Genomic DNA, 22303 nt, shown 5'->3' with positions numbered 1-22303 from the left:
CTTCATGAAAACATCACGGAGGCGCTGCGAGAGTGGTCCCCGGATCCACTCCCGAAGGGACCCCGGAACCCGTGTCGCATACGCACAGCTGCGGTAGGTACTGACCGTCCCTCGCCAGTTCCTGCTACCTCTCGGCTGCCCCCGAAGGACAGCTGCGGCACGGGTATTTCCGGTGTCAGAACCAGGATTTGGCGCGCACCGCATTGGCCAGGTCGACCAGCGCGTAGCGATGGGTGCGCCCGGGCGCCGAGCGCGCCAGCCCGCGCAGTCCGGTCTCGATACCCCGGCGCAGCTCGCGTTCGTTGAACTGCGCGCCGAATATCTTGGCGTCCGAGGTTTTCGGGGTGTGCCCGGCTCGCAACCAGCCCAGCGCGGTCCCCAGCACCAGAATGCGCAACTGCGCCGTGCGGCTCTCCCCGGGTGGCAGCGCCTGTACCCGGGCCGCGGCCACGTGCAGGGTGGCCTCGTCGAGCTGTTCGACCGGGGCGCTGGTGAGCAGCATGAGCACCGCGGTCATCCGGGCCTCGGAGTAGTGCCGGGAGGCGGGCGGCACCTCGTCCAGCGCGTGCACCGCATCGGCGGTGCGCCCGGCCGCGGCCAGTTGCCGGGCCAAGCCGAAGGCGGTGCTGACCACGCCGCGGTCGGTGCGCCAGACGGTGGCGTAGTACTTCTCGGCGTAGGCGCGCCACTCCTCGGGTTCGGGGGAATCCCAGTGTTGCAGAATGAGTTCCGCGGTCGCGGCGAGCGCGAGTTTGGGTGCGATCTCGCCGGGGATGGCCTCCAGGACGGCGTCGAAGCGGGCGAAGGCGCGTTCGTAATCCTGCTCCAGCAGTTCGGCCATACCGAGATACCAGTCGGCGCGCCAATCCTCCGAGGGCGGCTGCTCGGTGCCGGTGAGCCGGCGCAGCAGCATGCGGGCGGCGGCCGGTTCCTCCAGATCCAGGTGGGCGCGGGCCTCGGCGAGGGTGACCTCCAGCTCGAAAGTCTCTGGCGCGCCGCCGGGTTCGGCCGCCGCACGCTGGCGGGCGTGCCGCAGTTCGTCGAGGGCGTGCCGGGCCTCGGGATGCGCCGCACCCGCCAGCAGCGGTGCGGAGGGATCGGTCGGATCGACCAGCGGCACCGGGAGCGCGGCCACCACGGCGCGCGGATCGAGCAGGGTGCCGCGATTGATGCCGTCGATGATGCCGTCGGTCTGCGCCACGAACTCCTCGGTGCCGAAGCTGGTGCGCGGCGGACTGAAAAGCGTTGACAGCTGCGGATGTTCATTCCCGGTCTCGACCGCGAGGATCTCGCGCAGCACACCGGTGAGCTGACCGCCCAGCAGTCGGGCCGAGGCGAAGCGGCGGTCCGGATCCGGATCGGTGGCGCGCAGCAGCAGCCGGTGGAAGAACTCGTGCCGGGCCAGCACCGGCTGATCCTTCGCCGCTGGAATGCCCTCGCAGTACGCGCCCTTCTCCATCGGCATGTTCAGCGTGAGCACGGCCAGGGTGCGCCCGACCGTATAGATGTCCGAGGCCACCGTGGGGCCGGTCCGCGGAATCTCGGGAGCTTGGAAACCCCTGGTGCCGTACAGGTTTCCGTACGCCTCGAAGGGCGAGGTCGCGCCCAGGTCGATGAGCTCCACCCGGTCGGTGGTGACCATGATGTTGTCCGGCTTGAGATCGTTGTAAGCCAGTCCCACCGAGTGCAGATAGTCCAGTGCCGGAAGGATTTCCAGTACATAGGCGATGGCCTCGGTGACCGGCATCCGCTCCGGGCGCACATGCTGTTCGAGCAGATCGCGCAGGGAGTGACCGCCGACGTACTCCATGACGATGTAGCCGACGGGGGAGCCGTCCGCGTCCGGATGTTCCACGAAATTGTGGATCTTGACGATGCTGGGGTGCACCACCTCGGCCAGGAATTGCCGTTCCGCCACGGCCACCGCCTGCGCTTCGGCGTCACCGGCGTGCAGCAGGCCCTTGAGCACCACCCAGCGGTCGCTGACATTGCGGTCGATGGCCAGATAGATCCAGCCGAGTCCGCCGTGCGCGATACAGCCCTGGATCTCGTACTGTCCGGCCACCCGATCGCCCTGATGCAGTGACGGCCGGAAATCATAAGGCGCACCGCAGGTTTCACAGGTGCCCGCGGTGGTGGCCGGATGCGCGGCGGTGGCGCGGCCGACCGGTTTCCCGCAGCGCCAGCAGAATCTGCGCCCCTCGGCCACCACCGGATCGGCGAGCACCTCCGCCTCCGGATCGACCGGTTCCACGGCGGGAATCGGCACCAGTCCCGCGCCGAGCCGCCGCACCACTGGTCGCGGCCGGGACATGCGCGCGGTGCGCTGGGACGGCCGGGTGGGTGTGCGCGTCTCGCCCTCGGATTCGCCCGAATCCCCCTGCGCCCCGCTCGATTCGGCGGCCTCGGGTGTGGCGGAGCCGCCGATCTCGAAGCGTTCGGTGGCCTCGGTGCGCGGAAACCCCTGCGTGCCGGGGACAGCGGCGGTCGCGGCGATATGCCCGGTCGCCTGGGTGGCGGGTCCGGCCACGCCCCGATCCTTCGACAAGCGTTCGGTGGCCTGGGTCCGGGTGCCCCCATCGCCCGTCCGCTCGGTGGCGCGGGTGGCGTCCGGTTCCTCGGGATCGGTCATCTCAGTCCTGGTACCTGGGCGGCGGCGGAATGGCGGCGTCGCCGAGTTCGGTTGCCAGCCAACGGTGATAGAGGCGGTTCCAGGTGCCGTCGGAGCGAATGCGCTCCAGTGTGCCGTTGACGAAGCGCACCAGATCGTCCGAGCCCTGGGAGATGCCGATGCCGTACTGCTCGGTGCTCAGATTCGGCCCCACCACCTCGGTGGCCGGATCCTGGACCGCCAGCCCCGCCAGCACCGTGTCGTCGGTGCTGATGGCGTCGACCTGCCGCTGCTGCAACACCACCAGGCAATCCGCCCAGCTGGGCACGGTGAGAACCGAGACCGCGGGCTGCTGGACGCGAATCAGATCCAGCGAGGTGGTGCCGCGCACCACGCACACCCGTTTGCCCGCCAGATCGGCGAGTCCGCCGATGCCGGAGTTGTGCACGGTGAGCACCCGCTGATGCGCCTGCAGATACGAGGTGGAGAAGGTGACCCGTTGCCGCCGTTCACAATTGATGGTCATGGTTTTCACCACGACATCGACGGTATGCTCCTGCAACGCCTTCTCGCGGTCCGCCGAGCCCAGGATCCGGTATTCGATGGAGTCGGGATTGCCGAGCAGATCGCGGGCCAGTTCCCGGGCGATCTCCACATCGAATCCGGCCAGCGCACCGGTGGTCGGATCGCGGAAGCTGAAGAGATTGCTTCCCGGATCCAATCCGACGAGCAGTCGCCCGCGCGCGCGAATGGCATCGAGATTCGGGGTGCTCGCACCCCCGCCCGGGCGCAGGCTCGCGGTCGGATCCCCGCAGTTCGCCGCGGCGGGTGGCAGCGGCGCGTTCGCCTGTGCCGTAATGGCTCCCGAGGGCAGCGGCGGTTCGACATAGCTCGGTGCGCGGGTGGAATGCGGTGCGGGCGCGTCCCCGTCGGCGCAGCCGGCCAGCGCCAGGGCCAGCACGCCCGCGACGGCGGCGGGCAGCAGTCGAATCAGGCCGCGGTTCATCGGTACTCCCGTAGTCGCGGCCACAGTCCCGCCGCCACCAGCACGGCCGCCGCGGTGCTCAGCACCAGTGCGCCCGGGGCGAGCAGATCCAGCGTGCGGGCGGCGTGAGAGGTGTTGCCGCGCAATTCGTCCCGGGTATCGGTGATGCCATTGCCGAGCGCGCGGTCCAGGGCGTCCACCTGGGCGGAGGCCTCGTTCGCGCCCGGTCCGGTGGCCACCGCGCCCGCACCGATGAAATCGCCCTTGGAGAGCGCGTCGTTCATGCGCTGATGCGCGGCCCGCCAGCGATCCAGGGCCGCGCTCGCGGTCTTCACCTCGCCCGCGCCCGGGGCGTCCCCGTCGTAGCCGGCGAAGATATCGCGCAGCCGGGCGGTGGCCCTGTCGTAGGTGTTGTCGTATTCGGTACTGGTATCGCGCCGCACCAGTTTCAGGGTTTCGGCGGTGCGGGCCTGCTGGGCCAGGATGCGGCTCTCGGTGAGCGCCGCGGTGGGGATACTGCCGCTGTCGCGGGCGTCGGTGGTGTCCACCGCGGAGATGAATCCGGCGACCACCGTCCAGCCCAGCAGCACCACCATGGTGCCGGTGGCCAGCAGCAGGCCGGGGTTGAGCACCCGATGCCAGCGCCGGGACAGGAACAACTGCGCCGCGACCAGCGCCGCCACCGCCAGCAACGGGGTCGCGATGGCCGACCACGGCGGGCGCACATGATTGCGCTGGGTGGCGGTGATGGCCGCCGAGCGGTGCTCCTGCAATTCCTGCGCCATGGGCAGCAGGGTGCCCTGCATGAGATTGGACGCCTCGCTGAGATAGGCGGCCCCCAGCGGCAGTCCACTGCGATTGTCCGCGCGCGCGGTCTCCACGATCCCGCAATAAACCGGAAGCCCGGTGGATATGCCGGTGCGCAGATGGGTATCCGCGTCGCCGCCACTGCGATTGGACTGGGTCACCAGTTCCGCCGCCGCCTCGCCGACGGCCTGGTTGTAGCGGTCGCGCACGGCCTTGGGCTCGAGTCCGCCGGAGATGAAGGCGGTGCCCGCTGAGGCGTCGGCCACCGACAGCGAGGTGTACAGCCGCTGCGCCGAGTACGCATCCGGCTCGGCCTGATCCAACAGCACGTCCAGGGCGTGCTGGCGGTTGTTCACCGCGTTCGCGGTGACCACCCCGGCGGCCAGGCACATTCCCAGCAAAACCAGTCCGACGGCTATCAGTTTGGCCGGTGAGGAGTGCGCGAACAGTCGCATCTCGGTGCTGGAGAGCCGTTCCCGCACCGCGGCCGCGGCAGCGCGGGGGGACAGCTCGTCGAGCCGCAACTGCTCGGTGCGAACCATTTCACCTCCCACTGACCGAAACCGAACGATCGACTTGTTGATGTCGAATGAGCTTATTGTGGACGTACCTGTGCCGTGACGCGGGAACACCCGGAGGTCTGTGCGGCGCGGTCCGAGGATGGGATCGAAAGTATGCGTGGTGACGGCGACGGCTGGGCGGAGAGCCCCGATGGCACCCGCCAATGGGGTCGTTTCGGAGCTGCCGGACTGTTGCTGCGCGCCCCGCTCGCCGATGGCGGGTCGGCGGTGCTGCTGCAGCATCGCTCGGCCTGGAGTCATCAGGGCGGCACCTGGGCGCTGCCCGGCGGGGCGCGGGATTCGCACGAGTCGAGCGTGCACGCCGCCGTCCGCGAGGCCGAGGAGGAGGCGGGCATCGTCGCCGGATCCATTCGGGTGCGGGCGCAGCGGGTGACCGCCACCGCGGCCAGTGGCTGGACGTACACCACGGTCATCGCCGACGCCCTCACCCGATTGCGCACCCGGGGAAATCCGGAGAGCACCGAATTGGCGTGGGTGCCCGAGACCGAGGTGGACGCCCGGCCGCTGCATCCCGGTTTCGCCGCCGCCTGGCCGCTGTTGCGCGCCACCCCCGCCCGGGTCAGCCTGGACGGTCTGGCGGATCCAGAGACGGTGGCGGCCGCATTGCCACGCACCCTGGAGATACCCGGCGCGGAGTTCCTCTGGCTGCGTTCGGACGGCAATGGCGATGCCCGCGCGGCCCGCATCGGGGCGGCCGAATCGACCCCGGATGTGGCCGGAAATGTGTTGTACCTCACCCTGGACCAGGTGTTGTCTTGAGGGCGTGAGCCAGCGTGAGATCCCCACGTACTGTCGAATCTGCGAACCGCTCTGCGGGCTGATCGCCACCGTCGAGGACGGGAAACTGGTGCGGCTGCGGGCGGACGGGGAACATCCGCTCTCCCGGGGCAACGCGTGTCCGAAAGGTATCGCGTTCACCGAGATCCAGAACGATCCGGATCGGGTGCTCTATCCTTTGCGTCGCACTCCGGACGGCTTCGAGCGGGTCACCTGGGATGAGGCGCTGGACGATATCGGTGCGCGGCTGCGCGCGATCATCGCCGCGCACGGGCGCGAGAGCCTGGGGTGGTATTTCGGCAATCCGTCCTCGTTCTCCTATTCACATACGTTGTGGCTGGTGGGTTTTCAGCTCGCCGCCGGACTGCGGCACGTGTACTCGGCGGGCTCGCAGGACATCAACAATCGCTTCGTGGCCAGCGAACTGCTGTACGGATCGCTGACCTCGGTGCCGGTCCCGGACCTGGACCGCACCGATTTCCTGCTCATGTTGGGCGCGAATCCCGTGGTGTCGCACGGCAGCGCGATGAGCGTGCCGCGAATTCGGGAGAAGCTCATGGCGATCACCAAGCGTGGTGGGCGCGTGGTGGTGGTGGATCCCCGGCGCACCGAGACCGCGCGACTGTTCGAGCATGTGGGCGTGCGGCCCGACCGTGACGCGTGGCTGCTGGCCGGCCTGCTCCAGGTCATCTTCGCCGAAGGGCTGGAGGATGCGCGGGCGCTGCGCGCGCAGGCCGCCGGTGTCCGCGAATTGCGCGCTGCCGTAGCACGATTCACCCCGGAGTCGACCGCCGTGCTGACCGGTCTGGAACCCGATGCGGTGCGGGCGCTGGCCCGCGATCTGGCGCGCGCGAACTCCGCCGCCGTCTACGGCCGCACCGGCACCTGCCTGGGCCGCCACGCCACCCTGGTCGCCTTCCTCATCGACGCGCTGGCCGTGGTCACCGGCAATCTGGATGCACCCGGCGGCTCGGTCTTCGGTAGGGAGCTGGTGGCGGTCTCGGAGTTGAACGCCCGCCTCGGCCTGATCAAATACGGTAAGAACCGTTCTCGCATCGGCGATTTCCCCGATGTGCTGGGCACCTTCCCCGCCGCGGTGATGGCCAAGGAGATCACCACGCCGGGCCCGGGTCAGCTGCGCGCCCTGTTCACCTCGGCGGGAAATCCAGTGTCCTCGGTGCCGAACGGCCGCGAATTGTCCACCGCCCTGGCGCAACTCGATCTCTACGTCTCGATCGACCTGTACCGCAACGATTCCAACAGCACCGCCGACTACATCCTGCCCGCGACCACCTTCCTGGAGCGCGATGACATCTCGCTGCCGTTCACCGCGCTCGCGCCGACCCCGTACACCCAGTACACCGAGCGCGTGCTGGAGCCGTACGGCGAGGCGCGCGAGGAGTGGCGCATCATCGATGCCATCGCCACTCGAATCGGCGTGCAGCCCTTCGTGATCGGGCCCAGGGCGGCAGGCCGTCTGCTGAGCCGCCTGCGCGGGGTTCCCGGTGGCCGCTCCGCGCGTCCCACACCGCCCCTGCTGGTCGATCTGGCCCTGCGCACCGGTCCCTACGGCGATCTGTTCGGGCTGCGCCGCGGCGGCCTGAGCCTGAGAATGCTCCGCCGTCATCCGCACGGCGTGGTGCTGGCCGACGCCATCACCACGGGCGTCCTGCGGGATGTGGTGCGGCACAAGGACAAACGAGTTCATCTCGCCCCGGCCGAAATCCTCGCCGAACTCCAGGATCTGACCGCCGCCCCGGTCGACCCGTCCTATCCGCTGCGCCTGATCGGTATGCGCGAACTCAAATCGCACAATTCCTGGATGCACAACTCCGAATTCCTGATGCGCGGCGACCGCGTGCAGGCTGCCCGCATCAACCCCAAAGACGCGGCGGTGGCGGGGATTTCCGACGGCTCCCGCTGCCGGGTGACCTCACCCCACGGTTCGATCGAGCTCACCGCCCACCTCACCTCGGATATGACCGAGGGCGCGGTGGCCATCCCGCACGGCTGGGGGCATACCGGCGGGTGGCGGCGGGCCAATGCCGCGGGCGGGGTCAACCCCAATGAACTCATGTCCACCGATCCGGCCGATATCGAACCACTCGCCGGAATGTCTCATCTCAACGGCGTCCCGATCCGCCTGGACCCGGTCCCGCCGGGCTGAGACCGCTCAATTCGCGAGGTTGTCCAGCACCCGCTGCTTGAGCGCACGCGCCGCCGATTCGGGGTCGCGGGCCTCGGTAATGGCCCGTACCACCACGATTCGGGTCGCGCCCGCCGCCAGCACCTCGGGCAGGCGCTGATCGTCGATGCCGCCGATGGCGAACCAGGGGCGCGCGGTATGCGATTCGGCGGTGGAGCGCACCAGGTCGAGGCCCGCGGGCTGCCGCCCGGGCTTGGTCGGCGTCGCGTACACCGGGCCGGTGCAGAAGTAGTCGATGTGCTCATCGATGGCGGCCAGTCCGGCCTGTGCGCGATTGTGCGTGGAGCGGCCGATCACCACCTCCGGGCCGAGAATATTGCGGGCGTACCACGGCGGCAGATCGCCCTGACCGAGATGCAGGACGTCCACACCCGCGGCCAGTGCGATATCGGCGCGGTCATTACAGGCCACCAGGGCCCCGTGCCTGCGCGCGGCGGCCTTCAATTCGGCCAGGGCCCCGAGTTCGGCCTTGGCCTCGAGCGGTCCGAATTCCTGCTCACCGGCCGAGCCCTTGTCCCGCAATTGGATGATGTCGACGCCCCCGGCCAGGGCGGCGTCGGCGAAGGCGGCGAGGTCGCCCCGGTCCCGGCGCGCATCGGTGCACAGGTACAGGCGCGCATCGGCCAATCGCTCGCGCGGTGTGGCGGGCCGGTTCACGTGGGAGGGTTGCACGCCCCCGACGCTAGTCGCGCTACCGTTGGGACGAAACGGGCGGTGCGGTGAATTCCCGCCGCACCCCGATCCGCGGCCTCCCGCGCCACGATCGGCTCGCGTCGGCCACGCGACCCACACCTGGCCGGACCGTCGACCCCGAAGTCCGCGTCCGCAGGCATGCGGCGTGGCACCGGGGAGTCCGGGCCGCGGCCGTGACGACCGTGACCCGGGCCGCGTGCGGCGGCACAATGAGATCGACCCCGCGCCGCGAAGAGCGGCGCAAGAGATGCAGTGCGAGGTGGAAACGGTGCGGACCCTGGCCGTCGTGGGCGGCGGTGTGATCGGGCTTTCGGTGGCATGGCGTGCCGCAGAGGAAGGCTGGACGGTCACACTGTTCGATCCGGCGAGCGGATCGGGGGCCTCCTGGGTCGCGGGCGGCATGCTCGCGCCGCTGTCGGAAGGCTGGCCGGGGGAGTCGGCCGCCCTGGAGTTCGGCGCAGCCTCCCTCGCCCGCTGGCCCGACTTCGCCGCCCGGCTGCAAGCGCTCACCGGCGCCGAACTCTTCACCGCCACCCGTACCCTCACCGTCGCCCTCGACGCCGCCGACGCCGCCGACCTGCGCACCATCGCCGATTGGTTGGACACCCAGGATGTGCCGTTCCTGCTCGGCGATCCGGGCGATGCCGAGGATCGGTTGCCGGTCCTGCTGGATCGGGCCGGAGTGCGCGCCGCCGAACCCGGGCTGGCGCGGACGGTCCGGGCCGGGCTGCTGTCCGCCGCGGAGCCCGCGGTGGACAATCGCGCGCTGGTGGCGGCCCTGCGTGCGGCGTGTGTGGCGGCGGGTGTGGAATTCCTTGCCGTACAGGTGGTTTCGTCGGAGTCATCGAGCGCTGCCGGGGAACGGTCCACGGAATCGGTACGGCGCCTGGGCGATCTCCGGCACGATCGCATCGTGCTGGCGGCGGGCGCGGCCACCGCCGAATTGTGGCCCGGTCTCCCCGTGCGGCCGGTGAAGGGCGAGATCCTACGACTGCGTCGCAGACCGAGCGCGCCCCCGCCGCCGCAGGGCGTGATTCGTGCCCGGGTGCACGGCCGCCCCATCTACCTGGTCCCGCGCAGCGACGGAATCGTGCTCGGCGCAACCCAATACGAGCAGGGCTTCGACACCACCGTCACCGTTGCCGGGGTACGCGACCTGATCAATGACGCGGAAGCCATCCTGCCCGGTATCGGCGAATACGAATTCGCCGAGGCCATCGCGGGCTCCAGGCCCGGCTCCCCGGACAACATGCCGTTGATCGGCTATCTCGACGATCGGGTGATCGTGGCAACGGGCCACGGCCGCAACGGAATTCTCGACACCCCCGTCACCGCCGACGCCGTCCTTGCCCTGCTCGCCGACACCGACCTCCCGCAGGCCCGGGCCGCCACCCCCGCCCGCTTCGGCCGCGATCCGCGCCCCCTCACCCCCGCCGAGACGCGGCGGTTGTCGCAGACCCGATATTGGACCGCTTCGCCCACAACGCTTCCCTCAGGAGGAGTCCGATGACCGCAGTTCCCGTTGGTATCACCGTCAATGGTGCGGACCATGAATTCGCCGAGGCGCCGACGGTGCGTCAGGTGCTGGAGCAATTGAATCTGCCGTGTCAGGGGGTGGCGGTGGCGGTGGATGGTGCGCTGTTCCCGAAGTCGCGGTGGGATGAGCCGGTCGGGCGGGGCTGGGAGCTCGAGGTGCTGACGGCGGTGCAGGGTGGCTAGCGCGACGGATCCGCTGGTGATCGCGGGCCGCGAGTTCGGGTCGCGGCTGATCATGGGCACCGGCGGGGCGGACAATCTGGCCGTGCTGGAGGAGGCGCTGATCGCCTCGGGCACCGAGCTGACCACGGTCGCCATGCGCCGGGTGGACGCCGCGGGCGGTACCGGTGTGCTGGATCTGTTGAAGCGCTTGGAGATCGCCCCGCTGCCCAATACCGCCGGATGCCGCACCGCCGCCGAGGCCGTGCTCACCGCGCAGCTGGGCCGCGATGCCCTCGAAACCGATTGGGTGAAACTGGAAGTCATCGCCGACGAGCGCACCCTGCTCCCGGATGCGATCGAATTGGTCAGCGCCGCAGAGCAATTGGTGGACGACGGTTTCACGGTGCTGCCGTACACCACCGACGACCCGGTCCTGGCCCGGCGCCTGGAGGACATCGGCTGCGCCGCCGTCATGCCACTGGGCTCGCCCATCGGCACCGGCCTCGGCATCGGCAATCCGCACAATATCGAGATGATCGTCGCGGCCGCCGGTGTCCCGGTCATCCTCGACGCCGGTATCGGCACCGCCAGTGACGCGGCCCTGGCCATGGAACTCGGCTGTTCGGCCGTCCTGCTCGCGACGGCCGTGACCCGGGCCCGTGAACCCGCGCTGATGGCGACCGCCATGGCCAACGCGGTCCAGGCCGGTTGGCTGGCCCGGCGAGCGGGCCGCATCCCCAAGCGCTTCTGGGCACAGGCCTCATCCCCGGCGCTGTGAACCTGGGTGCCCCCTCGGGGGCCGAGTCATCCTCGAGGGGTACGGGACGCGCGACCTCTGATCGATAGTGCGTCCGCACAACTCGAGGAAGACTGGTCCCATGATCGAACTGAGGGGCCTGACCAAACACTACGGGCAGACCGTCGCGGTGTCGGATCTGTCGTTCACGGTGCGTCCGGGGTTGGTGACCGGCTTTCTCGGCCCGAACGGGGCGGGTAAGTCGACCACCATGCGGATGATCCTGGGATTGGACGAACCGACCGCGGGCACCGCGCTCATCGACGGTAAGCCGTACCGCGATTTGAAGCGCCCGCTGACCGAGGTCGGCGCGCTGCTCGATGCCAAATGGGTGCATCCGAATCGCTCCGCGCGCTCGCATCTGCGCTGGCTGGCGGCATCCAATGACATTCCGGCGGCCCGCGTGGAGGAGGTGCTGCGCCTGGTCGGCCTCGCCGAGGTAGCCAATAAGAACGCGGGCGGGTTCTCGCTCGGCATGTCGCAGCGGCTCGGTCTGGCGGGTGCGCTGCTGGGCGATCCGAAGGTGCTGCTGTTCGACGAACCGGTGAACGGCCTCGATCCCGAGGGCATTCTGTGGATTCGCCGTTTCATGCAGCGGTTGGCCGCCGAGGGCCGCACGGTGCTGGTCTCCAGTCACCTGCTGTCCGAAATGGCCCAGACCGCAGAGCATTTGATCGTCATCGGGCGCGGCCAGCTGATGGCCGACACCACCACCAAGGATTTCATCGAGAAGGCGTCGGAACAGTCTGTGCGCGTGCGCAGTCCGCAGCTGGATCAGTTGCGCAGCCTGCTCACCGCCAACGGTATGACGGTGCGCGAGGCGGGCGCGGACGCCGAGGGCGCGGCCCTGGTGGTCGCCGGTGTCGCCTCCGACGCGGTCGGAAAGTTGGCCGGCGCCAATGACATAACGCTCTTCGAGCTGTCGCCGCAGCGGGCCTCGCTGGAGGAGGCGTTCATACAGATGACCGGTAGTGCGGTGGAGTACCACGGCGAAGGCTTCGACCAGGTGATGGGAGGTGCGCTCTGATGGGCGTGCTCGCGGCGGAACGAATCAAACTCACCTCGACCCGGTCGCCGTGGTGGTGCTCGGCAATCATCGTGCTGCTGGGTCTGGGCTTCGCGGCCTTGGTCGCGGCGGTGAATCGCTCACCCAGGGCCGATACCCCGCCCCTGCACGTGACCACCGTCGTGGGTGGTGTGAGCGGCTTCGGCGTACTGGTGCTGATGATCTTGGCGGCGCTGGCGGTAACGAGTGAATACCGCTTCGGAACCATTCGCAGCACATTTCTAGCAACCCCTGCGCGCGATAAAGTCCTGCTCACCAAAGCGCTGCTGATCGGCGCCTTCGGAGCGGTGCTGATCGGCGTGCTGACCCTGCTGGCATTCGTGCTGGCCAAGGTGATCAGCGGTGCGGAGGGCGGCGCCGATCTGGTGCTCACCAATGCCGACAACGCCCGCGCCATCTACGGCGTCCCGATCTACGCCTTCCTGTCCGTGGTGCTGGCCGTCGGGGTCGGCATGCTGGTGCGCCAGACCGCCGCGGCCATCTCGCTCATCATCCTGTGGCCCACCGTGCTCGAGTCGCTGCTCAGCGCATTCGGCAGCTTCGGCCGCAATGTGGGAGCATTCATGCCGTTCGCGAATGCCGGACACTTCTACTCGGCGTCGGCGTCGGCGGACGCGGCCGGATCGAACTGGCACTGGGGCCCGTGGGGCAGCCTGGTGTACTTCGCGGTGTTCGTCGGAATCGTGTTCGGAGCCGCGCTGTTCGTGGTGAACAAGCGCGACGCATAGACCCTGCCCGGGGATGCCGCCGGCCACTGCCCGGTTCGGCGGCGAGAATCGGCCCGATACGGAGCGATCCGTATCGGGCCGATGTCGTTTCCGAGGCCCCGGAAAACACTGTGTGAAATGTGTCAATTCCGTTCGGAAGCGCCTGGCGGACCCAACTGGTCATCTGTAGCATCGGCCCAGCAACCAAAACACTCATAACATCGGCGGGTCCAATGATGTGGCCGCTCGTACCGATCGGAAGGTGTCAGGTGGCAGTCATTAATCCATCCGGAGATCAAGCCCTGAGATACGCTCTGGGCGTGAGCGAACGACCCTCCGACGGCGGCGAGCGCGCATCCGACGCCTCCCGCTCGGAAGGATTGGGGACCGATCGCAACCGGTCGCGGGAGGCGAACGGGTCTCGTGCGCGTGAGTCGCGGGCACCCCGTATCGATCCCGACCTGGTGATCCCGCTGGTCCCGACCGAAATGGCCGACGAATCCGCGGACGAATCCGGTACCGCGCCCGGCCGCCGCCGCTTTCCCGGCGGGCAGCTCTCGGCGCTGGTCAATGCCGCGAATCAGCGCGGCGATCTGATCGGCCTGGTGCGCAAGGCGCGCGAAAACCTGCCCGGCGACCCGGCTTTCGGCGATCCGCTCTCGGTCACCGGACCGGGCGGGGCGCGCGCGGTGGCCCGGGCCGCCGATAAGTTCGTCGGCGATTCGCCCAGTGCCGCACGTGAATTGGGGCTGGGCGCGCTACAGGTCTGGCAGGCCATGCTGGAGCGGGTCGGCAAGGGCCGGGGCACCCAGGACGTGACCATCATGTTCACCGATCTGGTGGCCTTCTCCAGCTGGTCCCTGGCCGCCGGTGACGAACGGACCCTGGAACTGCTGCGCCGGGTGGCCAAGGCCATCGAGCCGCCGATCGCCGATCGCGGCGGTCAGGTCATCAAGCGCATGGGCGACGGTCTGATGGCGGTGTTCCCGTCCGCGGATCGCGCGGTGCGTGCGGCGGTGGCGGCCAAGGAGAATCTGACCACCGTGAATATCGACGGGTATCGCCCGCGGATGCGCGTGGGCCTGCATACGGGTACGCCCCGGGAGATCGGCGGCGATTGGCTGGGGGTCGATGTCACCATTGCCGCCCGGGTGATGGAGGCGGGCGGCAATGGCAACACCATGCTGTCCAATGCGACCCTGGACGCGCTCGGACCCGAGACCCTGGACGAGCTGGGTTTCGGGGTGAAGCCCTATCGGCGCAGTTTCTTCGCGGCTCCGCTCAGCGGGGTGCCGGAGGATCTGCGCATCTTCCGCCTCGAAGCCGAATAGGTCCGTAGGACCGGCTAGATGAGGTAGAGCACCGCGCCCGCGACCGCCAGCACCCCGGCAAGGCCGAGCGCGAGGGCGAGCGGGCGCATCGTCTTCCAGGTCGAGTAGGCCCCGCCGAGCAGGAATCCGGCCAGGGCTAGCAGAACGATCACGGCGACATCTTTGGACACGGCGATCATTTTGCCCGGTGAGCTCGGGGGCGGTGGATCCGACCGGCCAATTAACAAGCACGCAGGCTTGATTTTTTTCTGACCCGATGTGACCCTTGAGCGGACCGCAGCGAGGGCGCTGCGCCGCGCGGTGCACAGGAGGTCAGCAATGAGTCAGCTCGGCGAGGATCCGGAGCTGCTCCGGATCGGCAACTGCTCCGGCTTCTACGGGGACCGGATGAGCGCCATGCGGGAGATGCTCGAGGGCGGGCAGCTCGATGTGCTCACCGGTGACTATCTGGCCGAGCTCACCATGCTGATCCTGGGGCGGGATCGGATGAAGGACAGCACCCTCGGCTACGCCAAAACCTTTGTGCGACAGCTGGAGAGCAATCTCGGACTGGCCTTGGAAAAGGGCGTGAAGATCGTCGTCAACGCGGGCGGGCTCAATCCCGCCGGATTGGCGCAGCGGGTCGGCGAGGTCGCCGAAAAGCTCGGTCTCGCACCGAAGATCGCGTATGTGGCCGGTGACGATCTGCTGCCGCGCGCCGCCGAACTCGGACTCGGCGCACCGCTCACCGCCAATGCCTACCTGGGCGCGTGGGGTATCGCGGCGGGTCTGGACGCGGGTGCGGATATCGTGGTGACCGGTCGCGTCACCGACGCCGCCCTGGTGGTCGGCCCGGCCGCCGCCCATTTCGGCTGGGGCCGAACCGATTACGACGCGCTCGCGGGCGCGGTGGTGGCCGGACACGTCATCGAATGCGGTACCCAGGCCACCGGGGGCAATTTCGCCTTCTTCACCGAGATCGCCGATCTGAATCGGCCCGGCTTCCCGATCGCGGAGGTGCGCCGGGACGGCAGCAGTGTGATCACCAAGCACGAGGGCACCGGCGGCGCGGTCACCGTGGATACGGTCGAGGCCCAGCTCATGTATGAGATCCAGAGCGCGCGCTACGCCGGGCCGGATGTCACCACGCGGCTGGACAGCCTCACGCTCAGCCGGCAGGGTCCGGATCGGGTGCTCATCAGCGGCGTCACGGGCGAAGCGCCGCCGCCGCGGACCAAGGTCTCGCTGAACACCATCGGCGGTTTCCGCAATGAGATGGAGTTCATTGTCACCGGCCTGGATATCGAGGCCAAAGCCGAACTGGCGCAACGACAGCTGGAATCCTGGCTGCCGGTGCGGCCCGCCGAGATGGACTGGACCCTGGCCCGGCTGGACCGGCCGGACGCCGAGACCGAGGAGCAGGCCAGCGCGCTGCTGCGCTGTGTGGTGCGCGATCCGGATCCGAACAAGGTCGGACGCGGATTCTCCAGTGTGGCGGTGGAATTGGCGCTCGCCAGCTACGCGGGCTTCTCGCTGACCGCACCGCCCGGAAACGGCGGGCCGTACGGGGTGTTCTCGCCCGGCTACGTGGATGCGAAGCAGGTTCCGCATATCGCGGTGCTGCCCGATGGCACCACGGTGGACATCGCCCCGGCGGAGGAGACCCTCGAACTCGCCGAGGTGCCCGAACCCAGACTGCCGCAGCCGCTTCCGCAGGGCGAGACGCGCCGCGTCCCGCTCGGCACCATCGCCCTGGCGCGCAGCGGTGACAAGGGCGGCAATGCCAATATCGGCGTATGGGTGCGCACCGACGAACAGTGGCGCTGGCTGGTGCACGCGCTCACCGTGGACGAGCTGCGCCTGCTGCTGCCCGAGACCGCGAAACTGCCGATCACCCGGCACGTGCTGCCGAATCTGCGTGCGATCAACTTCATTGTCGAGGGTCTGCTCGGGGAGGGCGTGGCCTATCAGGCGCGTTTCGATCCGCAGGCCAAGGGGCTCGGGGAATGGCTTCGGGCTCGGCACATCGAAATTCCTGTGGAGCTACTGGCGTGAGCGGTCAGGGCTCGGAGGCCGGAGCTTGCGTAACCACGCGGAGCCCCCGGTCATGCCAGAAGGAGATACAGCCATGAGCACTGCCTTTGTGAACCCCTGGGAGACGCCGGAGCGTCGCGAATTGCGCGCCACCGTGCGCGGATTCGCCGAGCGCGAGGTGCTCCCGTACCTGGACGGCTGGGAGCGGGACGGTGAGATCCCGCGCGAACTGCACAAGAAGGCGGGCGCGCTGGGCCTGCTGGGAATCCAGTTCCCGGAGTCAGGAGGTGGTTCCGGCGGCGATCCCATCGACGCCGCCATCGTGTGCGAGGAGATGCATTACGCGGGCGGTTCGGGCGGGCTGTTCGCCTCGCTGTTCACCTGCGGAATCGCGGTGCCGCACATTATCGCCTCCGGAAACGCCGACCATATCGAGCGTTTCGCCAAGCCCACCCTGGCGGGGGAGAAGATCGGCTCGCTCGCCATCACCGAGCCCGGCGGCGGCTCCGATGTCGGGCATCTGCGCACCACCGCGGTGCGCGAGGGTGACGAGTTCATCGTCAACGGCTCCAAGACCTACATCACCTCCGGTGTGCGCGCGGACTATGTCGTGACGGCCGTACGCACGGGCGGTAGTGGCGCGGCGGGTGTTTCGCTGCTCATCGTGGAGAAGGGCACGCCCGGCTTCACCGTCAGCCGCAAGCTGGAGAAGATGGGCTGGCTGGCCTCGGACACCGCCGAACTCTCGTATGTCGATGTGCGCGTACCGGTCTCGAATCTAGTCGGTCCGGAGAACTCCGGATTCGCGCAGATCGCCAATGCTTTCGTGAGCGAGCGGGTGGGGCTGGCGGTGCAGGCGTACGCGCAGGCCCAGCGCTGTCTGGACCTGACGCTGCAATGGACCCGTGACCGGGAGACCTTCGGCCGTCCGCTGATCAGCCGTCAGTCGGTACAGAACACCCTGTCGGAGATGGCGCGCCGGATCGATGTGGCCCGCGTCTACACCCGGCAGATCGCCGAACGCTCCTCGCGCGGTGAGACCGATCTCATCGCCGAGGTGTGCTTCGCCAAGAACACCGCCGTCGAGACCGCGGAATGGGTTGCACACCAGGCGGTTCAGCTGTTCGGCGGACTCGGCTACATGCGCGAGTCCGAGGTGGAGCGGCAGTACCGCGATGTGCGCATCCTCGGCATCGGCGGCGGCACCAACGAAATCCTGACCGCCCTGGCGGCAAAGCGATTGGGGTTCCAGTCTTGAGTATTCTGCGCAGCACCGTGGATCCGAAGTCGGCCGATTATCAGGCCGCCGCCGAGGCGATGACGGCCAAACTCGACGAGGTCGAGGCCGAGTACGCCAAGAACATCGCGGGCGGCGGCCCGGACAAGATGGCGAGACATCGCAAGCGCGGCAAGCTGACCGCGCGCGAGCGCATCGAACTGCTCCTGGATGAGGATTCCCCGTTCCTGGAGCTGGCCCCGCTCGCGGCCTGGGGCAGTGACTTCCATGTCGGCGCGAGCGTCATCGCCGGTATCGGCATTGTGGAGGGCGTCGAATGCATGATCGTCGCGCCCGATCCGACCGTGCGCGGCGGCACCTCGAATCCGTGGACGCTGCGCAAGAACCTGCGCATGAACGATATCGCGCTGGAGAACCGGCTCCCGGTCATCGGCCTGGTGGAGTCCGGCGGCGCGGATCTGCCCACGCAGAAAGAGGTCTTCGTCCCGGGTGGTCGCATGTTCCGCGATCTCACCCGTTTGTCGGCGGCCGGAATTCCCACCATCGCACTGGTTTTCGGCAACTCCACCGCCGGTGGCGCGTACATCCCGGGCATGTCCGACTACACGGTCATGATCAAGGAGCGCTCCAAGGTGTTCCTGGGCGGCCCGCCGCTGGTGAAGATGGCCACCGGTGAGGAATCCGATGACGAATCCCTGGGCGGTGCGGAAATGCACGCCCGCACTTCGGGTTTGGCGGATTTCCTGGCTGTGGACGAACAGGACGCCATTCGACTCGGCCGCTCCATCGTGCGCCGGTTGAACTGGCGGAAGAAGGGCCCGGCCCCGCGCCCGGCCGCCGAGGTCATCGAACCGCTGTACGACCAGGACGAACTGCTCGGCATCGTGCCCGGCGATCTGAAGATCCCGTTCGATCCGCGCGAGGTCATCGCGCGCGTGGTGGACGGCTCGGATTTCGACGAGTTCAAGCCGCTGTACGGCTCCAGCCTGGTCACAGGATGGGCTGAGCTGCACGGTTATCCGATCGGCATTCTCGCCAACGCCCGGGGTGTGCTCTTCTCCGAGGAAGCGCAGAAGGCCGCGCAGTTCATCCAGCTGGCGAATCAGTCGAACACCCCACTGTTGTTCCTGCACAACACCACCGGCTATATGGTCGGCAAGGAGTACGAGCAGAAGGGCATCATCAAACACGGCGCGATGATGATCAACGCGGTCTCGAACTCCAAGGTTCCGCATATCTCACTGCTGATGGGCGCGTCCTACGGCGCGGGGCACTATGGCATGTGCGGTCGCGCCTACGATCCGCGCTTCGTCTTCGCCTGGCCCAGCGCCAAATCCGCCGTCATGGGCGGCGCGCAGCTGGCGGGCGTCATCTCCATCGTCGGCCGGGCCGCCAATGAGGCGCGCGGCATCCCGTTCGACGAGGAGGCCGACGCCGGTATGCGCGCCATGATCGAGGCGCAGATCGAGGCCGAATCGCTGCCCATGTTCATGTCGGGCCGCCTGTACGACGACGGCGTCATCGACCCGCGCGACACCCGCACGGTATTGGGAATGGCGTTGTCCGCCATCCACAATGCCCCGATCAAGGGCGCCGAGGGCTTCGGCGTCTTCCGAATGTGAGTGCCGGTATGGACATTACGAACGTTCTGGTGGCCAATCGTGGTGAGATCGCGCGGCGCGTTTTCGCGACCTGTCGTCGCATGGGAATCGCCACCACCGCCGTGTATTCCGACGCCGATGCCGCCGCACCGCATGTGGCGGAGGCGGATTCGGCCATTCGACTGCCCGGCAACACCCCCGGTGAGACCTACCTGCGCGGTGAGCTGATCATCGAGGCGGCGCTGGCCGCCGGTGCCGATGCCATTCACCCCGGTTACGGATTCCTCTCCGAGAACGCCGAATTCGCCAAGGCGGTGCTGGCCGCGGGGCTGACCTGGATCGGCCCGCCGGTCACCGCCATCGAGCAGATGGGCTCCAAGGTCGAGTCCAAGAAGATGATGGATGCCGCCGGTGTCCCGGTGCTGGCCGAGCTCGATCCGGCCGAGGTCACCGCGGAGATGCTGCCGGTGCTCATCAAGGCGTCCTCCGGTGGCGGCGGTCGCGGTATGCGCGTGGTGCGCGACCTCGCCGACCTGCACGAGCAGCTGGAAGGCGCACGGCGCGAAGCGGAATCGGCCTTCGGTGATCCGACGGTCTTCTGCGAGCGCTATCTGGAGACCGGCCGCCATATCGAGGTGCAGGTCATGGCCGATACCCGGGGCACGGTGTGGGCGGTCGGCGAGCGCGAGTGCTCCATTCAGCGCCGCCACCAGAAGGTGGTCGAGGAGGCTCCGTCCCCGCTGGTCGAGAAGATCGACGGGATGCGGGCACGGCTGTTCGAGGCCGCCAAGCTGGCCACCGAGGCCATCGGCTACGAGGGCGCGGGCACCGTCGAATTCCTGGCCGACGAGAAGGGCGACTTCTTCTTCCTGGAAATGAATACCCGTCTGCAGGTGGAGCATCCGGTCACCGAACAGGTCACCGGACTGGATCTGGTGCGCCTGCAATTGCAGGTCGCCGCCGGTCGGCCGCTGCCCGCGACGCAGCCGGGTATGCGCGGCCACTCCATCGAGGTGCGCCTGTACGCCGAGGATCCGGCGCACGACTGGCAGCCGCAGAGCGGCACCGTGCACAAGCTCGAAATTCCCGGCACCACCGGTGAATTCACCGTGCTCACCGAGCCCGGCGTGCGCCTGGACACCGGCGTGGTGGACGGCTCGGTGGTCGGCGTGCACTACGACCCGATGCTCTCGAAGGTCATCTCCTTCGCCGAAACCCGCGACGAGGCAGCGCATCTGCTCGCCTCGGCGCTACAGCGCGCCAAGATCCACGGCCTGGTCACCAACCGCGACCTGCTCGTGCGGGTACTGCGGCATCCGGCCTTCCTGGCCGGTGACACCGATACCGCCTTCTTCACCACGCACGGCCTGGACGTGCTGTCCGCCCCGCTGGCCTCGGAATCCGCTGAGGCGCTGTCGATCATCGCCGCCGCCCTCGCCGATGCCGCCGCCAATCGCCGGGCCGCCCGTGTCGGTTTCGGCCTGCCGAGCGGCTGGCGCAATCTGCCGTCGCAACCGCAGTCCAAGTCGTACGAGAGTCGCGTCACCGGTAAGCATGAGGTGCGCTACACCCTCACCCGCGCGGGTCTTCGGGTCGAGGGCCATCCCGGCCTCGAATTGCTCGAAGCCACACCGGATTCGGTCACCCTCCAGGTGTCGGGGGAACACGGTCCGGTGCGCCGCCGCTTCCAGGTGGCACGCTACGGCGATCTGGTGGCCGTGGACTCCCCGCTCGGCCCGGTGACCGTGCGCCGTCTGCCGCGTTTCGAGGATCCGGCCGATCAGGTGGCCGAGGGCTCCCTGCTCGCGCCCATGCCGGGATCGGTCATTCGGCTCGGCGCGGAGCTGGGCGGTCGAGTCGAGAAGGGCCAGCCCATTCTGTGGCTGGAGGCCATGAAAATGGAGCACACCATCACCGCCCCCGCCGCCGGTGTGCTCACCGAACTCACAGTCACCGCCGGCCAGCAGGTCGAGGTCGGCGCCGTGCTCGCCGTGGTCCAGCCAGAAGACAATCAGGAGTAAACGATGAGCTTCATCGAGACCGACGAACAGAAGGCGCTGCGCGACGCGGTGGCCAAACTGGCCGCAAAGTACAACTTCCGCGATTACGCCGGACCCAAGGCCCGCAAGGGTGAGCCGTTCGACGAATTGTGGGATGAGGCGGGCAAACTCGGCTTTCTCGGGGTGAATCTGCCGGAGGAGTACGGCGGTGGCGGCGCGGGCATCTACGAGCTGGCCCTGGTGCAGGAGGAGCTCGCCGCACAGGGTTGCGGTCTGCTGCTCATGGTGGTCTCCCCGGCCATCTGCGGCACCATCATCACCAAGTACGGCACCGAGGCGCAGAAGCAGCACTGGCTGACCAAACTGGCCGATGGCTCGGGCAAGATGGTCTTCGGCATCACCGAACCGGATGCGGGCTCGAATTCGCACAAGATCACCACCACCGCCCGCCGCGATGGCGACGACTGGATTCTCAACGGCCGCAAGATCTACATCTCCGGGGTGGATCAGGCCGAGGCGGTGCTCATCGTGGCCCGCAGCGAGAACGCCAAGACCGGCAACCTCCAGCCCGCCCTGTTCATCGTCCCCACCGACGCCCCCGGCTTCGTGAAGACGAAGCAGGAGATGGACATTATCGAGCCGGACAATCAGTTCACGCTCTTCCTCGATGATGTGCGCCTGCCCGCCGCCGCCCTGGTCGGCCAGGAGGACGCCGCCATCGCGCAGCTGTTCGCGGGCCTGAACCCGGAGCGCATCATGGGCGCGGCCATGGCAATTGGTATGGGCCGCTATGCCATTGACCGCGCGGTCGCCTACGCCAAGGAGCGCACGGTCTGGAAGGGCGCGCCGATCGGCTCGCACCAGGGCATTTCGCATCCGCTGGCGCAGGTGAAGATCGAACTGGAACTGGCCAAGGTGATGATGCAGAAGGCCGCGTTCCTGTACGACTCGGGCGACGACTTCGGCGCCGCCGAGGCGGCCAATATGGCGAAATACGCTGCGGCGGAGGCGAGTATCAAGGCGCTCGATCAAGCCATCCAGACGCACGGCGGCGCGGGCCTGACCTCCGATGTGGGTCTGGCGGGTATGCTCGCGGCCTCGCGTATCGCGCGCGTCGCCCCGGTCAGCCGCGAGATGATCCTCAATTTCGTGGCACAGCACTCGCTCGGCCTGCCCCGGTCCTACTGAGCCGTG

18 protein-coding genes are annotated in these 22303 nt (G+C 68.4%); 13 read left to right on the top strand and 5 right to left on the bottom strand.

The window, feature by feature from the left end; all coding sequences use genetic code 11:
* Positions 1–175 precede the first annotated feature (175 nt).
* From NA10_RS23130 to NA10_RS23120, 3 genes are read right to left on the bottom strand one after another with little or no spacing between them, the layout of a single operon-like run.
* On the bottom strand, positions 176–2632 hold the full coding sequence (locus NA10_RS23130) for a serine/threonine-protein kinase (RefSeq protein ID WP_084515147.1): 2457 nt from the start codon (positions 2630–2632) through the stop codon (positions 176–178).
* 1 nt (position 2633) lies between these two features.
* Entirely contained in the window at positions 2634–3617 is a 984-nt protein-coding gene (locus NA10_RS23125; RefSeq protein ID WP_067571392.1) for a glutamate ABC transporter substrate-binding protein, read from the bottom strand.
* Entirely contained in the window at positions 3614–4945 is a 1332-nt protein-coding gene (locus NA10_RS23120) for a GlnX family signal transduction membrane protein (protein WP_067571390.1), read from the bottom strand. The genes NA10_RS23125 and NA10_RS23120 overlap by 4 nt, the downstream gene beginning before the upstream one ends.
* Before the next feature lie 132 nt (positions 4946–5077).
* Between NA10_RS23120 and NA10_RS23115 the strand changes: the two genes are divergently transcribed.
* Together NA10_RS23115 and NA10_RS23110 are read left to right on the top strand one after the other, a co-directional pair.
* Positions 5078–5743, top strand: coding sequence for an NUDIX domain-containing protein (locus NA10_RS23115; protein WP_067571388.1), 666 nt, complete (start codon positions 5078–5080; stop codon positions 5741–5743).
* A 4-nt stretch (positions 5744–5747) separates the two neighbouring features.
* Positions 5748–7928, top strand: coding sequence for a molybdopterin-dependent oxidoreductase (locus NA10_RS23110; protein WP_067571386.1), 2181 nt, complete (start codon positions 5748–5750; stop codon positions 7926–7928).
* 6 nt (positions 7929–7934) lie between these two features.
* On the opposite strand, the gene thiE is transcribed toward NA10_RS23110, so the two are convergent.
* Complete coding sequence (gene thiE, locus NA10_RS23105) at positions 7935–8639, bottom strand: thiamine phosphate synthase (protein ID WP_067571384.1); 705 nt, start codon at positions 8637–8639, stop codon at positions 7935–7937.
* A 268-nt stretch (positions 8640–8907) separates the two neighbouring features.
* Between thiE and thiO the strand changes: the two genes are divergently transcribed.
* From thiO to NA10_RS23075, 6 genes are all read left to right on the top strand, one after another.
* Positions 8908–10170 (top strand): glycine oxidase ThiO, encoded by a 1263-nt coding sequence (gene thiO / locus NA10_RS23100; protein ID WP_067571382.1) that lies wholly within the window; start codon positions 8908–8910, stop codon positions 10168–10170.
* Positions 10167–10379 (top strand): sulfur carrier protein ThiS, encoded by a 213-nt coding sequence (thiS, locus tag NA10_RS23095; protein WP_067571380.1) that lies wholly within the window; start codon positions 10167–10169, stop codon positions 10377–10379. Before thiO ends, thiS begins: the two co-directional genes overlap by 4 nt.
* Positions 10372–11136, top strand: coding sequence for a thiazole synthase (locus NA10_RS23090; protein WP_067571378.1), 765 nt, complete (start codon positions 10372–10374; stop codon positions 11134–11136). The genes thiS and NA10_RS23090 overlap by 8 nt, the downstream gene beginning before the upstream one ends.
* 100 nt (positions 11137–11236) lie before the next feature.
* Positions 11237–12181 carry an ABC transporter ATP-binding protein gene (locus NA10_RS23085; protein WP_067571376.1) on the top strand — a complete coding sequence of 315 codons (945 nt, stop codon included), beginning with the start codon at positions 11237–11239 and terminating at the stop codon, positions 12179–12181.
* Complete coding sequence (locus NA10_RS23080; protein WP_067571374.1) at positions 12181–12948, top strand: ABC transporter permease; 768 nt, start codon at positions 12181–12183, stop codon at positions 12946–12948. The genes NA10_RS23085 and NA10_RS23080 overlap by 1 nt, the downstream gene beginning before the upstream one ends.
* A 467-nt stretch (positions 12949–13415) precedes the next feature.
* Entirely contained in the window at positions 13416–14258 is an 843-nt protein-coding gene (locus NA10_RS23075; protein WP_067571439.1) for an adenylate/guanylate cyclase domain-containing protein, read from the top strand.
* 14 nt (positions 14259–14272) lie between these two features.
* On the opposite strand, the gene NA10_RS37650 is transcribed toward NA10_RS23075, so the two are convergent.
* On the bottom strand, positions 14273–14437 hold the full coding sequence (locus tag NA10_RS37650) for a CG2302 family histidine operon protein (RefSeq protein ID WP_507763262.1): 165 nt from the start codon (positions 14435–14437) through the stop codon (positions 14273–14275).
* Positions 14438–14576: 139 nt separating this feature from the next.
* Between NA10_RS37650 and NA10_RS23070 the strand changes: the two genes are divergently transcribed.
* The 5 genes from NA10_RS23070 (at position 14577) to NA10_RS23050 (ending at position 22297) form a co-directional block, all read left to right on the top strand.
* Positions 14577–16292 (top strand): acyclic terpene utilization AtuA family protein, encoded by a 1716-nt coding sequence (locus tag NA10_RS23070; protein ID WP_067571372.1) that lies wholly within the window; start codon positions 14577–14579, stop codon positions 16290–16292.
* An 88-nt stretch (positions 16293–16380) separates the two neighbouring features.
* Positions 16381–17529 (top strand): acyl-CoA dehydrogenase family protein, encoded by a 1149-nt coding sequence (locus NA10_RS23065; RefSeq protein ID WP_067571437.1) that lies wholly within the window; start codon positions 16381–16383, stop codon positions 17527–17529.
* Positions 17526–19130 carry an acyl-CoA carboxylase subunit beta gene (locus tag NA10_RS23060; RefSeq protein WP_067571370.1) on the top strand — a complete coding sequence of 535 codons (1605 nt, stop codon included), beginning with the start codon at positions 17526–17528 and terminating at the stop codon, positions 19128–19130. The genes NA10_RS23065 and NA10_RS23060 overlap by 4 nt, the downstream gene beginning before the upstream one ends.
* Before the next feature lie 8 nt (positions 19131–19138).
* Positions 19139–21130, top strand: coding sequence for an acetyl/propionyl/methylcrotonyl-CoA carboxylase subunit alpha (locus NA10_RS23055; RefSeq protein WP_067571368.1), 1992 nt, complete (start codon positions 19139–19141; stop codon positions 21128–21130).
* A 3-nt stretch (positions 21131–21133) separates the two neighbouring features.
* Complete coding sequence (locus tag NA10_RS23050; RefSeq protein WP_067571366.1) at positions 21134–22297, top strand: acyl-CoA dehydrogenase family protein; 1164 nt, start codon at positions 21134–21136, stop codon at positions 22295–22297.
* The last annotated feature ends 6 nt before the right edge of the window (positions 22298–22303 follow it).

Origin of the sequence: Nocardia acidivorans NBRC 108247 (genome assembly GCF_001625085.1) — a bacterium.
Lineage (GTDB): Bacteria > Actinomycetota > Actinomycetes > Mycobacteriales > Mycobacteriaceae > Nocardia > Nocardia acidivorans.
Note: the sequence above shows the minus strand (reverse complement) of the source record. Positions and strands in the feature narration are given on the sequence as shown.

Coding starts and splice junctions, on each gene's coding strand:
- thiS (WP_067571380.1), top strand. CDS start 10,167: ATGACCGCAGTTCCCGTTGGTATCACCGTCAATGGTGCGGACCATGAA.
- NA10_RS23080 (WP_067571374.1), top strand. CDS start 12,181: ATGGGCGTGCTCGCGGCGGAACGAATCAAACTCACCTCGACCCGGTCG.
- NA10_RS23125 (WP_067571392.1), bottom strand. CDS start 3,617: ATGAACCGCGGCCTGATTCGACTGCTGCCCGCCGCCGTCGCGGGCGTG.
- NA10_RS23075 (WP_067571439.1), top strand. CDS start 13,416: ATGGCCGACGAATCCGCGGACGAATCCGGTACCGCGCCCGGCCGCCGC.
- NA10_RS23050 (WP_067571366.1), top strand. CDS start 21,134: ATGAGCTTCATCGAGACCGACGAACAGAAGGCGCTGCGCGACGCGGTG.
- NA10_RS37650 (WP_507763262.1), bottom strand. CDS start 14,437: ATGATCGCCGTGTCCAAAGATGTCGCCGTGATCGTTCTGCTAGCCCTG.
- NA10_RS23055 (WP_067571368.1), top strand. CDS start 19,139: ATGGACATTACGAACGTTCTGGTGGCCAATCGTGGTGAGATCGCGCGG.
- NA10_RS23115 (WP_067571388.1), top strand. CDS start 5,078: ATGCGTGGTGACGGCGACGGCTGGGCGGAGAGCCCCGATGGCACCCGC.
- thiO (WP_067571382.1), top strand. CDS start 8,908: ATGCAGTGCGAGGTGGAAACGGTGCGGACCCTGGCCGTCGTGGGCGGC.
- NA10_RS23120 (WP_067571390.1), bottom strand. CDS start 4,945: ATGGTTCGCACCGAGCAGTTGCGGCTCGACGAGCTGTCCCCCCGCGCT.
- NA10_RS23070 (WP_067571372.1), top strand. CDS start 14,577: ATGAGTCAGCTCGGCGAGGATCCGGAGCTGCTCCGGATCGGCAACTGC.
- NA10_RS23130 (WP_084515147.1), bottom strand. CDS start 2,632: ATGACCGATCCCGAGGAACCGGACGCCACCCGCGCCACCGAGCGGACG.
- NA10_RS23085 (WP_067571376.1), top strand. CDS start 11,237: ATGATCGAACTGAGGGGCCTGACCAAACACTACGGGCAGACCGTCGCG.